The organism is Mesorhizobium sp. M7A.F.Ca.CA.001.10.2.1 (assembly GCF_003998575.1).
In the GTDB taxonomy this organism is placed as follows: domain Bacteria; phylum Pseudomonadota; class Alphaproteobacteria; order Rhizobiales; family Rhizobiaceae; genus Mesorhizobium.
In genome coordinates this window covers 1-11,612 of record NZ_RZQY01000124.1, presented here as the reverse complement: position 1 = coordinate 11,612, position 11,612 = coordinate 1, and the positions used below count along the sequence as shown (strand labels likewise).

16 protein-coding genes are annotated in these 11,612 nt (G+C 62.7%); 7 read left to right on the top strand and 9 right to left on the bottom strand.

The annotated features are described in order from the left end of the window. On the bottom strand, nucleotides 1–317 hold a 317-nt coding region (locus EN964_RS11125; RefSeq protein ID WP_127276355.1), incomplete at its 3' end, for a MarR family winged helix-turn-helix transcriptional regulator. An 88-nt stretch (nucleotides 318–405) separates the two neighbouring features. Between EN964_RS11125 and hmgA the strand changes: the two genes are divergently transcribed. Genes hmgA through EN964_RS11100 form a run of 5 tightly spaced genes read left to right on the top strand, consistent with a single transcriptional unit; the run spans nucleotide 406 to nucleotide 4,461 of the window. Continuing rightward, nucleotides 406–1,719, top strand: a complete 1,314-nt coding sequence (hmgA, locus tag EN964_RS11120; RefSeq protein WP_127269413.1) for a homogentisate 1,2-dioxygenase — start codon at nucleotides 406–408, stop codon at nucleotides 1,717–1,719. Between the two features lie 11 nt (nucleotides 1,720–1,730). After that, nucleotides 1,731–2,618: an MBL fold metallo-hydrolase gene (locus EN964_RS11115; protein ID WP_164749630.1), complete on the top strand. Its 888-nt coding sequence runs from the start codon at nucleotides 1,731–1,733 to the stop codon at nucleotides 2,616–2,618. Further along, nucleotides 2,615–3,628 (top strand): fumarylacetoacetate hydrolase family protein, encoded by a 1,014-nt coding sequence (locus EN964_RS11110; RefSeq protein WP_127272475.1) that lies wholly within the window; start codon nucleotides 2,615–2,617, stop codon nucleotides 3,626–3,628. Before EN964_RS11115 ends, EN964_RS11110 begins: the two co-directional genes overlap by 4 nt. Nucleotides 3,629–3,632: 4 nt before the next feature. After that, the gene (locus EN964_RS11105; protein WP_127270135.1) at nucleotides 3,633–3,920 is read left to right on the top strand and encodes a hypothetical protein; all 288 of its coding nucleotides are present in this window, start codon (nucleotides 3,633–3,635) and stop codon (nucleotides 3,918–3,920) included. Between the two features lie 4 nt (nucleotides 3,921–3,924). Further along, nucleotides 3,925–4,461, top strand: a complete 537-nt coding sequence (locus EN964_RS11100) for a DinB family protein (RefSeq protein WP_127270134.1) — start codon at nucleotides 3,925–3,927, stop codon at nucleotides 4,459–4,461. Here EN964_RS11100 and EN964_RS11095 read toward each other — a convergent pair. Both EN964_RS11095 and hppD read right to left on the bottom strand, forming a co-directional pair. Next, entirely contained in the window at nucleotides 4,458–4,646 is a 189-nt protein-coding gene (locus tag EN964_RS11095) for a type II toxin-antitoxin system Phd/YefM family antitoxin (RefSeq protein WP_127270132.1), read from the bottom strand. The genes EN964_RS11100 and EN964_RS11095 overlap by 4 nt on opposite strands. A gap of 57 nt (nucleotides 4,647–4,703) precedes the next feature. Further along, nucleotides 4,704–5,819, bottom strand: coding sequence for a 4-hydroxyphenylpyruvate dioxygenase (gene hppD, locus EN964_RS11090; RefSeq protein WP_127270130.1), 1,116 nt, complete (start codon nucleotides 5,817–5,819; stop codon nucleotides 4,704–4,706). A gap of 138 nt (nucleotides 5,820–5,957) precedes the next feature. On the opposite strand from hppD, the gene EN964_RS11085 reads away from it, so the two are divergent. Next, the gene (locus EN964_RS11085; protein WP_127270128.1) at nucleotides 5,958–6,425 is read left to right on the top strand and encodes an Lrp/AsnC family transcriptional regulator; all 468 of its coding nucleotides are present in this window, start codon (nucleotides 5,958–5,960) and stop codon (nucleotides 6,423–6,425) included. An 11-nt stretch (nucleotides 6,426–6,436) separates the two neighbouring features. On the opposite strand, the gene EN964_RS11080 is transcribed toward EN964_RS11085, so the two are convergent. The 4 genes from EN964_RS11080 to aztA form a co-directional block, all read right to left on the bottom strand. Further along, the gene (locus EN964_RS11080) at nucleotides 6,437–6,775 is read right to left on the bottom strand and encodes a TIGR01244 family sulfur transferase (RefSeq protein ID WP_127270126.1); all 339 of its coding nucleotides are present in this window, start codon (nucleotides 6,773–6,775) and stop codon (nucleotides 6,437–6,439) included. 150 nt (nucleotides 6,776–6,925) lie between these two features. Further along, nucleotides 6,926–7,867: a zinc ABC transporter substrate-binding protein AztC gene (gene aztC, locus EN964_RS11075; RefSeq protein WP_127272476.1), complete on the bottom strand. Its 942-nt coding sequence runs from the start codon at nucleotides 7,865–7,867 to the stop codon at nucleotides 6,926–6,928. A 27-nt stretch (nucleotides 7,868–7,894) separates the two neighbouring features. Beyond that, nucleotides 7,895–8,770 carry a zinc ABC transporter permease AztB gene (aztB, locus tag EN964_RS11070; RefSeq protein WP_031212890.1) on the bottom strand — a complete coding sequence of 292 codons (876 nt, stop codon included), beginning with the start codon at nucleotides 8,768–8,770 and terminating at the stop codon, nucleotides 7,895–7,897. Further along, entirely contained in the window at nucleotides 8,770–9,576 is an 807-nt protein-coding gene (gene aztA / locus EN964_RS11065) for a zinc ABC transporter ATP-binding protein AztA (protein WP_127273264.1), read from the bottom strand. The genes aztB and aztA overlap by 1 nt, the downstream gene beginning before the upstream one ends. Nucleotides 9,577–9,802: 226 nt before the next feature. Here aztA and EN964_RS11060 point away from each other — a divergent pair, with 226 nt between their 5' ends. Next, a complete protein-coding gene (locus EN964_RS11060) occupies nucleotides 9,803–10,147 on the top strand; it encodes a RidA family protein (protein WP_127271894.1) in 345 nt (114 codons plus the stop codon). A 170-nt stretch (nucleotides 10,148–10,317) separates the two neighbouring features. On the opposite strand, the gene hutC is transcribed toward EN964_RS11060, so the two are convergent. Both hutC and EN964_RS11050 read right to left on the bottom strand, forming a co-directional pair. Next, on the bottom strand, nucleotides 10,318–11,055 hold the full coding sequence (gene hutC / locus EN964_RS11055) for a histidine utilization repressor (protein ID WP_127272059.1): 738 nt from the start codon (nucleotides 11,053–11,055) through the stop codon (nucleotides 10,318–10,320). Next, nucleotides 11,052–11,612 (bottom strand): amidohydrolase family protein (locus EN964_RS11050; RefSeq protein WP_164775780.1); only part of this gene is annotated, 561 nt, incomplete at its 5' end. The genes hutC and EN964_RS11050, both read right to left, overlap by 4 nt.

Genomic DNA, 11,612 nt, shown 5'->3' with positions numbered 1-11,612 from the left:
GTCAGATGTTCGATACGGCGGTCTTTTTCGTCGGGTTTTCGCGTCAGCCAGCGCCGCCGCTCGAGCTCGGCGACAGCGCGCGAAACCTTTGTCTTGTGCATGGCCGATTGCTCACCGATTGCAGACGCCGTCATCGTTCCATGCTGCCCCAGCCCCGAAAGGGTGCGCCATTCCGGCCGCGTCAGGCCGTGGCTATCCTTGTAAATCCGCGAAAATTCGCGGCTGACGGCGTCGGCAAGCCGGTAGAGCCGGTAGGGCAGGAAATTTTCCAGATTGAGAATTTCAGGCGCGTCGGACGCTTCGCTCTTGATCGCCATTTTTCAAAGCCGCCATTGATGGTTACATTTTCAATGGTTACAAATGAAACCAGTTTGGTCAATTGAGATCCATTCCGGGGAGGAAGCACTGGCCTTTTCCTACATGCCTGGTTTCGGCAACGACTTCGAAACCGAGACGCTGCCCGGTTCGCTGCCACAAGGACGGAACTCCCCGCAGCGGCCGGCCTACGGCCTCTATGCCGAGCAGCTTTCGGGCTCGCCCTTCACCGCCCCGCGCGGCACCAATGAGCGCTCTTGGCTCTACCGGATCCGGCCGAGCGTCAAGCACACTGGCCGCTTCAAGCCTGCGAGCTATCCCTTGTGGAAGAGTGCGCCCAATGTCGGCGATCATGAGTTGGCGCTTGGCCAATACCGCTGGAATCCGGTGCCGATGCCGAAAGAGCCGACCGATTTTATCGCCGGCATGCGCAGCATCACCACATCAGGCGACGTGCTCGGCCAGACCGGCATGGCGGCACATGTCTATGTCGCCAACCGCTCGATGGTCGACGACCATTTCTTCAACTCCGACGGTGAATTGCTGGTCGTGCCGCAGGTCGGCGCATTGCGCTTCGTCACCGAGATGGGCGTCATTGAGCTGCGGCCCGGCGAGATCGCGGTGCTGCCACGCGGTCTGGTCTTCAAGGTCGAGCTGGTCGACAAGGAAGTGCGCGGCTACGTCTGCGAGAACTACGGCGCCAAGTTGACGCTGCCCGACCGCGGCCCGATCGGCGCCAACTGCCTGGCCAATCCGCGCGATTTCAAGACGCCTTGCGCCTGGTTCGAGGAGAAGGAAACGCCGTGCCGGCTGACGGTGAAATGGTGCGGCAATTTCCATGTCACCGAGATCGGCCATTCGCCGCTGGACGTCGTTGCCTGGCACGGCAATTACGCCCCCTACAAATATGATCTGGCTACCTTTTCGCCTGTCGGCGCGCTGCTGTTCGACCATCCCGACCCGTCCATCTTCACTGTGCTGACGGCACCCAGCGGCGAGGAGGGCACGGCCAATATCGACTTCGTCATCTTCCCGCCACGCTGGCTGGTGGCCGAAGACACGTTCCGGCCACCCTGGTACCACCGCAACATCATGAGCGAGTTCATGGGCCTGATCCATGGCCAGTACGATGCCAAGGAAGAGGGCTTTGTGCCCGGCGGCATCAGTCTGCACAATCTGATGCTGGCCCATGGACCGGATGCGCCTGGCTTCGAAAAGGCCTCGCGCGCGGACCTGAAACCGGTCAAGCTCGACAACACCATGGCGTTCATGTTCGAGACCCGATTTCCGCAAATGCTGACCCGCTACGGCGCCGAACTCGAAACCCGGCAGGACAATTATATCGACTGCTGGGCGGATCTGAAGAAGCGTTTCAATGGCACGCCCGAGGGCGACTGGTCTTGAGCACCGAGCCAATGCCGGATCGGTTGGTGATTTTGGGCTCGAAGGGCGGCCCTGCGCTGCGGCCAGGCGGTCCGTGGCCAAGCTCTTCGCTGCTGCAGATCGGCGGCCGCAGCATCGTCGTCGACTGCGGGCTTGGCGTCACGCGTGGCCTGGTCGATGCCGGCATCGGCCTGAAATCGCTCGATCTGATCTTCATCACGCATCTGCACTCCGACCATGTCCTGGAACTGGGCCCGCTGATCCACACCGCCTGGACGGCGGGTCTGGCGACCCCGGTCCACGTGTTCGGCCCGCCCGGCACGGATCATTACTGGCAGCGCTTTTGCCAGGCGATGGAGTTCGATATCGAGATCCGCATCGTCGATGAAGGCCGACCGGATATTCGCGACCTGGTTTCGATCGTCGAATTCGGCGAAGGCCAAGTGGTCGAACAGGGCGGCTTGACGGTTTCGGCGCTGCGCGTCGAGCATCCGCCGGTGACCGACTGTTTTGCCCTGCGCTTCGAACACAGCGGGAAAAGCGTGGTGTTTTCCGCTGACACGGCCTTCTTTCCGCCGCTCGCGGATTTTGCCCAAGGCGCCGATATCCTCGTCCACGAGGCGATGCTGGAAGAAGGCATCGAGCGGCTGGTGGCCAGGACCGGCAATGGCGCGCGGCTGAAAGACCACCTGCTCGCCAGCCACAGCTTTGCCGAAGAGGCCGGCAGCATCGCCAGCGATGCCGGCGTCAAGAGACTGGTGCTCAATCATCTCATTCCGGCCGACGATCCCGGGATCGGCGAGGCCGATTGGACTGCCGCTGTCAGGAAAACATGGGCTGGCGACTTGACGATCGCCCGCGACGGTCTTGTTGTGGGCTTAAGCAGCGCCAAAGCTGCAGCAGGAGAGGAAACCGCATGAAGCTTGCCACATTGAAGGACGGGACGCGCGACGGAAAACTCGTCGTTGTCTCGCGCGACCTGACACGCTTCACAGACGCCTCGTTCCTGGTGCGCACGCTGCAGGCGGCGCTCGACGACTGGCGCCGCATCGCCCCGCATCTCGCGACAATAGCGGAATCGCTTGAGAACAACGCGATGCCGGCGGAGCGCTTCCACGAGCATGACGCCCACTCGCCGCTGCCGCGCGCCTATCAATGGGCCGACGGCTCGGCTTATGTGAATCATGTCGAACTGGTGCGCAAAGCGCGTGGCGCCGAGATGCCTGCGAGCTTCTGGACCGACCCGCTGATCTACCAGGGCGGCTCGGACACTTTCATTCCGCCACGCGATCCGATCCGCATGGCTGACGAAGCCTTCGGCATCGACATGGAAGGCGAAGTCGCCGTCATTGTCGACGACGTGCCGATGGGCGCCAGTGTCGATGAGGCGCGCGCGGCGATCCGGCTGGTCATGCTGGTCAATGACGTCACGCTGCGCGCGCTCACCGGACCGGAACTGGCCAAAGGTTTCGGTTTTTTCCAGTCAAAACCGTCCTCGGCGTTTTCGCCTGTCGCGGTGACGCCGGACGAACTGGGTGATGCCTGGGACGGCGGCAAGGTCAGCCTGCCGCTGCTCGCCGATCTCAACGGCAAGCCGTTCGGCCGGGCCAATGCCGGTATCGACATGACCTTCGATTTTCCGGCGCTGATCGTTCACGCAGCAAGGACACGGCCATTGGCGGCCGGCACGATCATCGGCTCGGGGACTGTCTCCAACAAGCTCGACGGCGGGCCGGGCAAGCCTGTTTCGGCCGGTGGCGCCGGCTATTCCTGCATCGCCGAACTGCGCATGATCGAGACCATTGTGTCAGGCGAACCCAAAACGCCGTTCCTGCGCTTCGGCGACACGGTGCGCATCGAGATGAAGGACAAAACCGGGCATTCGATCTTCGGCGCCATTGAGCAGAAGGTCGAGAAATACGAAAGGTAAGGGCATGACGGGGGACTATCTTCTGGCCGGTGTCTGGGCACTCGCCATACTGGCGGTCTTCATCCAGGCGATCCGGCTGAGCTACCGCATTGAGGCGCGATCGCCCGGCCTGACCAACCGCAGCGGCTTTCCGCGCAAGGCGATGATGTTCCACACCATCACCAACATGAACGTCGCGCGCGACGAGGAAACGCAAGCCATGCGGCGGCGCATGAACCGGCTTCTGCTGATCGTTCTTGCCGGATTCGCGATCATGGGGGCAGGCTTGCATCTGATGCGGGCAGGGGGATGATCTCGTGAACCTGCTCGACCATCTGCGCCGTATGGCCGGCAACAATCTGTGGTCGAACGACCGGCTCTACCGCGCGGTGCTGTCGCTCCAGCCAGGTGAGTTCGAGGCCGAACGCACCAGCTTCTTTCCATCGATCAAGGCGACGCTCAACCACATCCTTGCGGTCGATCTTCTCTATCTCGATTTTCTCGAAGAGGGTGGTCTCGGTGCTGCCGCCCATGACGACTTCGTGCCCCTCGACGAGCCGGGGGCGTTGTTTGCGGCGCAGGTCGCAGCCGACCGGCGGCTGATCGCCTTTTGCGATAGACTGTCGGCCGACGACCTCGATCGGCAGGTTATCACCGACCGGCGCGAGGACGGCATGATCCCCGAGCGCATCGGCGATATCCTCGCCCATGTCTTCCTGCACGACATCCATCACCGCGGCCAGGTGCACGCCATGCTTTCGGGGACGTCGGTCAAGCCGCCGCAACTGGATGAGTTTCTGCTCTATTATGATGCGAAGCTGAGGGAGAGAGAGGTCGAGCGGTTGGGGCTCTAATTAATCGTCAAGCCGCTCGGCCCTTTCAGAGCAGCGGTGGCGCCGATAGGTCTTTCCTTGCCGGGGGGCGGCAAGAGACGCGCTACGACCCTGCCGCGCCGGGTGATTACGATCTCCTCGCCGGCATTTGCACGCCTGACGAGTTCCGACAGTTTGGCTCTGGCTTCCGTAATAGAGACGTGCACGGCTCGACCTCGCTAGGCCCAACCTTAAGCCAAAGCCGGGCCGCAGCGAGAGTAACCTTACGCCGCTTTGCCGTCCACCTTGATCACGCCGCGCTTGATCTGATCCTGCTCGATCGATTCGAACAGCGCGCGGAAGTTGCCCTCGCCAAAACCTTCGTCGCCCTTGCGCTGGATGAACTCGAAAAAGATCGGGCCGATCACGGTCTTCGAAAAGATCTGCAGCAGGATCTTGGTCATGCCGCCGTCGACGACGCCTTCGCCGTCGATCAGGATGCCGTGCTTCTTCATCCGCTCGATCGGTTCGTCATGGCCGTTCACGCGGTCATACGACATGTCGTAGTAGGTCTCCGGCGGGCCGGGCATGAACTTCAGCCCGTTCTCGGCCAGCCTGTCGGTGGCGGTATAGATCTCGTCGGTGCCGACAGCGATGTGCTGGATGCCCTCGCCATTGTACTTCTTCAGATATTCGGCGATCTGGCTGGTCTCGTCCTTGGACTCGTTGAGCGGAATGCGAATCTTGCCGCAGGGCGAGGTGATGGCGCGGCTCACCAGGCCGGTGATCTTGCCGTCGATGTCGAAGAAATGGATCTGCTTGAAGCCGAACAGATTGCGATAGAAATCCCACCACTTGTCCATCTGGCCGCGATAGACATTGTGGGTCAGGTGATCGAGATAGTAGAAGCCGACGCCTTCCGGCCGTGGGTCGCGAGCGCCCAGCCATTCGAACTCGGCATCATAGGCCGAACCCTTCTTGCCATAGGTCTCGATGAAGTAGAGCAGCGAGCCGCCAATGCCGATGATTGCTGGCACGTCGAGCGCTTTGTCGGCGCCTTCGTAAGGCATGGCGCCCTTGGCAACCGCATGATCGAAAGCGTGTTTGGCATCCACCACCCGCCAGGCCATCGAGGCAGCACAGGGGCCGTGCTTGTCGACGAACTTCATCGCATGCGAGCCGGGCTCGGCATTGACGACATAGTTGATGTCGCCCTGCCGCCAGATGGTGACGTCTTTCGTGCGGTGCTTGGCCACCGCGACATAGCCCATACGGGTGAACAGTTGAGCCAGTTTTTCCGGTTCCGGATGCGCGAATTCGACAAACTCGAAGCCGTCGGTGCCGGCCGGGTTGTCCTTGCCGATCCTGGCGGGCGGGGCGTCGTGCGGGAAGGGACCCATGATATTCCTCCGAAAGCTGGCCTGGCCTGAAAAGGCCATTTGACACGATCATAACGCGGAGGAGGCGCACGGTGCTTGCATTCAAACGCTTGAAATGATGATGTCATGCGTGAAGCGTGCATGATGTGAGGAAAAACCATGGATGAGGCGCGCATTGACCAGTTTGACCGCAAGATAATGGCGCTGTTGCAGGGTGATGCGCGGCTGACCAACAACGATCTTTCGGAGCGGGTGAACCTGTCGGCGTCGCAATGCTCGCGCCGCCGCCAGCGGCTGGAGGAGGACGGCTTTATCAAGGGCTATCGCGCCGTTCTCGACCGCGACAAGCTCGGTTTTTCCCTGGTCAATGTCATTTCGGTGACGCTCGCCACGCACAACCGCGACAATGCAAGGCGCTTCGGCGAGCTGGTGGCGCGGCTGCCCGAAGTGCAGGAAGCGCACGCGCTGACCGGTGAGATGGACTACATTTTGAAAGTGGTGACGCCCGACCTGAAGTCGCTGTCGGAATTCGTCAACGGCGTGCTCCTGCCACACGAATCCGTGCAGCACGTGAAGACGGCGATCGTGCTGGAGACGTTGAAGGAGACCGGCGCGCTGCCGATTTAAGCCCTGGCCGTTCAGCCCTTCGACTGCTGGATCAGCCCATAGAGATTGGTGCAGCGCGCGCCGGAGCGGCAATAGGCGAAGACCGGGCCGTCGAGTTCGTCGAGCGCTTCGGCCTGATCCTCGACATTCTCGGCGGTGATCTGGCCGCTGATCACCGGAATGTAGCGGAAGGCGAGCCCTGCGGCTTCCACCGCCGCCTTGACGGTGTCGGCAGAAGGCTGGCCGGGCTGTTCGTCATCGGGCCGGTTGCAGATGACGCTCTTGAAGCCGGCTTCCTTGATGGCGGCGACGTCCTCAGGCTGGATCTGGCCCGAAACCGAATAGTCCTCGCTGATTTCGCGGTATTCCATGGCAGCATCCTCGCAAACTGGTCAGGCGGCAGTCTTGCCACTCCCCGACATGGGCGGCAATCCGTACCGAAGGAATTCTCTGCCAAATAGACATTGCGTGGCGGAAAATCCAACCGGGCCGATGCGGCCCGGCTGGACGATCCTTCAAACTCAGCTGCCGAGAATGGCGCCTTTGATCTGACGGATGTTGTTGTGCATCATGTCGATGTAGGTCGCGGCCGGGCCGTCGGGCTGCGACAGCGCATCCGAATAGAGCGTGCCGCCGACCTTGATGCCGGTTTCGCTGGCGATCTGTTCGATCAGGCGCGGGTTGGTGATGTTCTCGACGAAGATCGCAGCCGCCTTGTCCTGCTTCACCTGATTGACCAGTTTGGCGACGTCTGCGGCGGATGGCTCGGAGTCGGTCGAGATGCCTTGCGGGGCGAGGAAGGTCAGGCCGTATGCGTGTTCGAAATAGCCGAAGGCGTCATGCGAGGTGATGACGACGCGCTTGCTCTCCGGGATTGAGGCGATCGCCGCTTTCACTTCGCCTTCGACCGCGTCGAGCTTCTTCGTGTAGGCGGCGGCATTGGTCTGGTAGCTGACGCAGCCTTCCGCATCCGCCGCGCAGAAAGCCTCGGCGATGTTCTTCACGTAGATCCTGGCATTGGCGATCGACTGGAAGGCGTGCGGATCGGTGACCGTCTTGCCGCCGTCGGTGCCGGCACCTTCGGCCGCGTCGGCATCGGCGAATTCAGGTTTGAAATCGATCGGCGTCACGCCCTTGGTCAAGGTGATGATAGACGCCTTGGTGGCGCTGGCATCGACCAGCCGCTGCAGGAAACCTTCGAAATGCAGGCCGTTGACCAGAACGATGTCGGCCTTGGCCATGGCCACAGCATCGGCCGGGCTCGGCTCGTAGACATGGGCGTCGCCATCCGGCCCGACAATGGTGGTGACGTCGATGCGGTCGCCGCCGACATTTTTGGCGAAATCGGCAATGACGGTGAAGCTGGCGACCACTTTCAGCGGTGCGGCCAAGGCCGACGATGCGCCAAAAGCGGTTAATGTTATAACGCTCATCGCCAGGGCGGCATGGATCGATTTCAGCATAGACGGGTCTCCTTCTAGGGGCGGGGATCAGGCCGTTCTGTGACGGTGATGGATGATGCGCGCGCGCAGAATGCCGCGCGTGCCAAACAGGATCGAGGCGAAATAGACGACGCCGGCCGACAGGATGATGGCCGGGCCGGATGGCAGCGACGCGTGATAGGACAGAAGCAGCCCGGCGACGCAGGACGCAAAGCCGATCAGCACCGCCAGCACGCACATCGGCTCGACGCGAACTGTCCAGAAGCGGGCGGCTGCGGCCGGCAGCATCATCAGCCCAACCGACAGAAGCGTGCCGAGTGCCTGGAAGCCGCCGACAAGGTTGAGCACGACAAGGCCGAGGAAGATGAAATGCACCGGACTGCCGAGCCGGCTGACCGAGCGCAGGAACAGCGGGTCGAGGCATTCGGCGACCAGCGCCCGCCAGAAGATGGCGAGGCTGACCAGCGTCACCGCGACGATGCCGCCGATCAGCGTCAGGGCCTCATCGTTGAGCGCCAGCACGGTGCCGAACAGCACATGCATGAGATCGACGCTGGACCCGCGGATCGACACCATCAGCACGCCGATGGCGAGCGAAATCAGATAGAACGCCGCCATCGAGGCGTCCTCGCGCTGTATGGTGAAGCGCGAGACGGCGCCGGCGCCGAGCGCGACGATGACGCCGGCGATCAGGCCGCCGATGGTCATCGGCAGGATCTCCAGCCCATAGAACAGGAAGCCGGCGGCCGCGCCGGGCAGGATGGCATGCGCCATGGCGTCGCCCGACAGGCTCATGCGCCGCAGCATCAGGAAGACGCCGATAGGGCAGGCGCCGAGCGACAGCATCAGCGAACCGATCAAAGCCCGCTGCATGAAGCCGAAATCGGCGAAGGGCGCGATGACAAGGCCGTAAAGCATGTCCATCAGGCAGCCCTCGGTCCGACGCCATGTTGGCGGTCGTGATCGTGGCCATGGTGATCGTCACCATGAGCGTCCTCGCCCGGCTCGCACCAGGGTGCATTTTCTTCCCAAGCTTCGTGGAAGCGGCGGGCGCGCAACAGGTTGTCAGGTTTCAGCGTTTCCCTGGTTTCGCCCCAGGCGATCGGCTGGCGGGCGAGAAGCAGCGTTTCGGGGAAATTCTGCCGCACCAGGTCCAGATCGTGCACGACAACCATGATGGTGCGTTCCTCGCCGTGCCAGTGCTTGATCAGGGCAATGAGGTCGCCGACCGTCTTGGCGTCGACGGCGTTGAAGGGTTCGTCGAGCAGGATGAGGTCGGCGTCCTGCAGCAGGACGCGCGCAAACAGCGTGCGCTGCAACTGGCCGCCCGACAGCGTGTCGATCGGGCGCTTTTCAAAGCCGCCGAGGCCGACCGCCATCAGCGCCTTGCTGACGTCATCGCGATCTTCCTTGGTGTAGCGGCCAAGCAGGCCGCGTCGTGGCCACAGGCCGAGCGAAACCAGATCGACCACGCGCGCTGGAAAAGAGCGGTCGAGCTCCGATTGCTGCGGCAGATAGGCGGCACGTACACCGGGTGCGCGGATAACCTCGCCGGCCATTGGCTTCAGGACGCCGACAATGCCTTTCATCAGCGTCGATTTGCCGGAGCCGTTGGCGCCGACCACAGCGGTCAGCGAGCCCTTGCGGATGGTGCCGTCGAGATGATGGATCGCCGGATGACTGCCGTAGCCAAGCGTCAGGTCGCGGAATGTCAGGCAGGTATTTGTCATTCTGCGATCCGTAGGCGGCGAAATCCGGCTGCTGGCAGCGGCCGATTGGATATGTGATGTTATTACATTAGTCAACAAGCCAATCCGGCGGAATTGCGGCCGCAGGGTCAACTTGCCGTGTGTGCATGCCATATGCCGTTGGCCCAAGGGGATTCGACCTGGCGACCTTGCCCCAAGCCGGCCGCGACTCTAAAGAAGCGCAACCGTCACAGGAAGGAACCATCCAATGAGCATTCGTCGCATCGATGTCGGCCCGCGCATGAGCCAGATCGTCATCCATGGCAATACCGTCTATCTGGCTGGTCAGGTCGGCCAGCCAACCGGCAACGTCGCTTCGCAGACCAGGGACATCCTGGCGGCTGTCGACGAATTGCTGGCCAAGGCTGGCTCCGACAAGACCAAGATCCTGCAGGCGATCATCTGGCTGGCCGACATGAGCACCTTTGCCGAGATGAACGCGGAATGGGACAAGTGGGTGCCGCAGGGCAACACGCCAGCCCGTGCCACCGGCGAAGCAAAGCTCGCCACCCCGGACTATCTGGTCGAGATTATTATTACCGCCGCGATCTAAAGCGTCGACTTTCACCTTCTCCCCTTGTGGGAGAAGGTGTCGCCGAAGGCGACGGATGAGGGGTGTTCCAGGGAACGCCAACGTCTCACTCCGCTGGAACACCCCTCATCCGTCTCGACGCTGTCGCGCCGATCCACCTTCTCCCACAAGGGGAGAAGGGAGCGTCGGCGCTACCCCTGCGGCCTGAACCTTGCCACCAGCGTGTGGCTCTCGGCCGCGTAGGTAAAGCGCACATGGGTGACCGGATGTTCGGCGCTCCATGTCCGCCGCTCTACCACCAGGCACGGCGCGCCGGCTTCGATGTCGAGTGCGGCCGCTATATGTCTGTCGGCGGCGACAGCGCGAATCCGGTGCTCGGCTTCGCTCCACGGCACGCGGCCGATCAGCCATGGTCCTGGTGCGATGGCCACGAATTCCACGTCTGCTGCCTCGGGTACGGCGGTGAGGTTGATCAGCCGCTGTTCATGCGCGAACGGCCGCTCGCCGGCGAAATGCCCGCATTCCAGCGCCAGAACCGGTCCGGCCAAGCCCAATTCCAGCAGGGCGCGATCCTCGGCGCTGCTGCGCCTTTTGTGCCGAGCGACGCGCTCGTAGCGGTAAGGCAAGCCGAGCGCTTCGACCTCGATGCGGATATCGTGGATTTCCAGCACCGCCGCTTGCGACTGCGGCCGGCGCACAAAGCTGCCTGAGCGGCGGCGACGTTCGATCAGCCCGGCCTTGGCAAGCTGTGACAGCGCCTTGTTCACCGTCATGCGCGAGCAATTGTATTGCACGCTCAGTTCGTGCTCGAACGGGATGCGATGGCCGGGCGCCCAGGCACCGGACGTGATCTTCTCACTGATGTCGGTCAGGATGCGCTGGTGCAGCGAGCCGCCACCGTCCGCTACCACTGTGCCGGCCATGCTCATGCCGAAAGCGCCGTCATCACGCTGCGAAACCGCTCGGCGATAGCCTCTCGCTTCACATGCGTGCCGCCGCTGACCTGCTTGAACCCATGCACCCAGACGCAGTCGACCTTGCCGCCATTGGCGAAGATCCAGGCGTCCAGGATCGCGTCGCCGCTCTTGCCGGCCAGCGAGGGATTTTTGGGATCGAGCGAGACGAGATCGGCGGATGCGCCGGCGGCGATCTGCGAGATGCCGGCGCCAAGGGCGACGCTGCCCCCGTCTAGCGCGGCATCGAACAGCGCCCGGCCGGTCGAGCCGCCCGCGACCGCCAGCACATTGCGGGCGCGGTGGGCGAGGCGCTGTGAATATTCGAGCTGGCGCAATTCGTCGGGCAGGCCGATGAGCACGTTGGAATCGGAGCCGACGCCATAGCGGCCGCCATGTTCCCTGAACAGCGGCGCGGCAAAAGTGCCGTCACCGAGATTGGCCTCGGTGATCGGGCAGAGGCCGGCGATGGCGCCGCTCCTGGCCATGGCAACGGTTTCCGTATCGGTCATATGGGTGGCGTGGATCAGGCA

Bases quoted from the DNA above. Each gene is read 5' to 3' on its own strand.
- EN964_RS11115 (WP_164749630.1), top strand. From the start codon at position 1,731: ATGCCGGATCGGTTGGTGATTTTGGGCTCGAAGGGCGGCCCTGCGCTG.
- EN964_RS11110 (WP_127272475.1), top strand. From the start codon at position 2,615: ATGAAGCTTGCCACATTGAAGGACGGGACGCGCGACGGAAAACTCGTC.
- EN964_RS11105 (WP_127270135.1), top strand. From the start codon at position 3,633: ATGACGGGGGACTATCTTCTGGCCGGTGTCTGGGCACTCGCCATACTG.
- hppD (WP_127270130.1), bottom strand. From the start codon at position 5,819: ATGGGTCCCTTCCCGCACGACGCCCCGCCCGCCAGGATCGGCAAGGAC.
- EN964_RS11085 (WP_127270128.1), top strand. From the start codon at position 5,958: ATGGATGAGGCGCGCATTGACCAGTTTGACCGCAAGATAATGGCGCTG.
- EN964_RS11080 (WP_127270126.1), bottom strand. From the start codon at position 6,775: ATGGAATACCGCGAAATCAGCGAGGACTATTCGGTTTCGGGCCAGATC.
- aztC (WP_127272476.1), bottom strand. From the start codon at position 7,867: ATGCTGAAATCGATCCATGCCGCCCTGGCGATGAGCGTTATAACATTA.
- aztB (WP_031212890.1), bottom strand. From the start codon at position 8,770: ATGGACATGCTTTACGGCCTTGTCATCGCGCCCTTCGCCGATTTCGGC.
- aztA (WP_127273264.1), bottom strand. From the start codon at position 9,576: ATGACAAATACCTGCCTGACATTCCGCGACCTGACGCTTGGCTACGGC.
- EN964_RS11060 (WP_127271894.1), top strand. From the start codon at position 9,803: ATGAGCATTCGTCGCATCGATGTCGGCCCGCGCATGAGCCAGATCGTC.
- hutC (WP_127272059.1), bottom strand. From the start codon at position 11,055: ATGAGCATGGCCGGCACAGTGGTAGCGGACGGTGGCGGCTCGCTGCAC.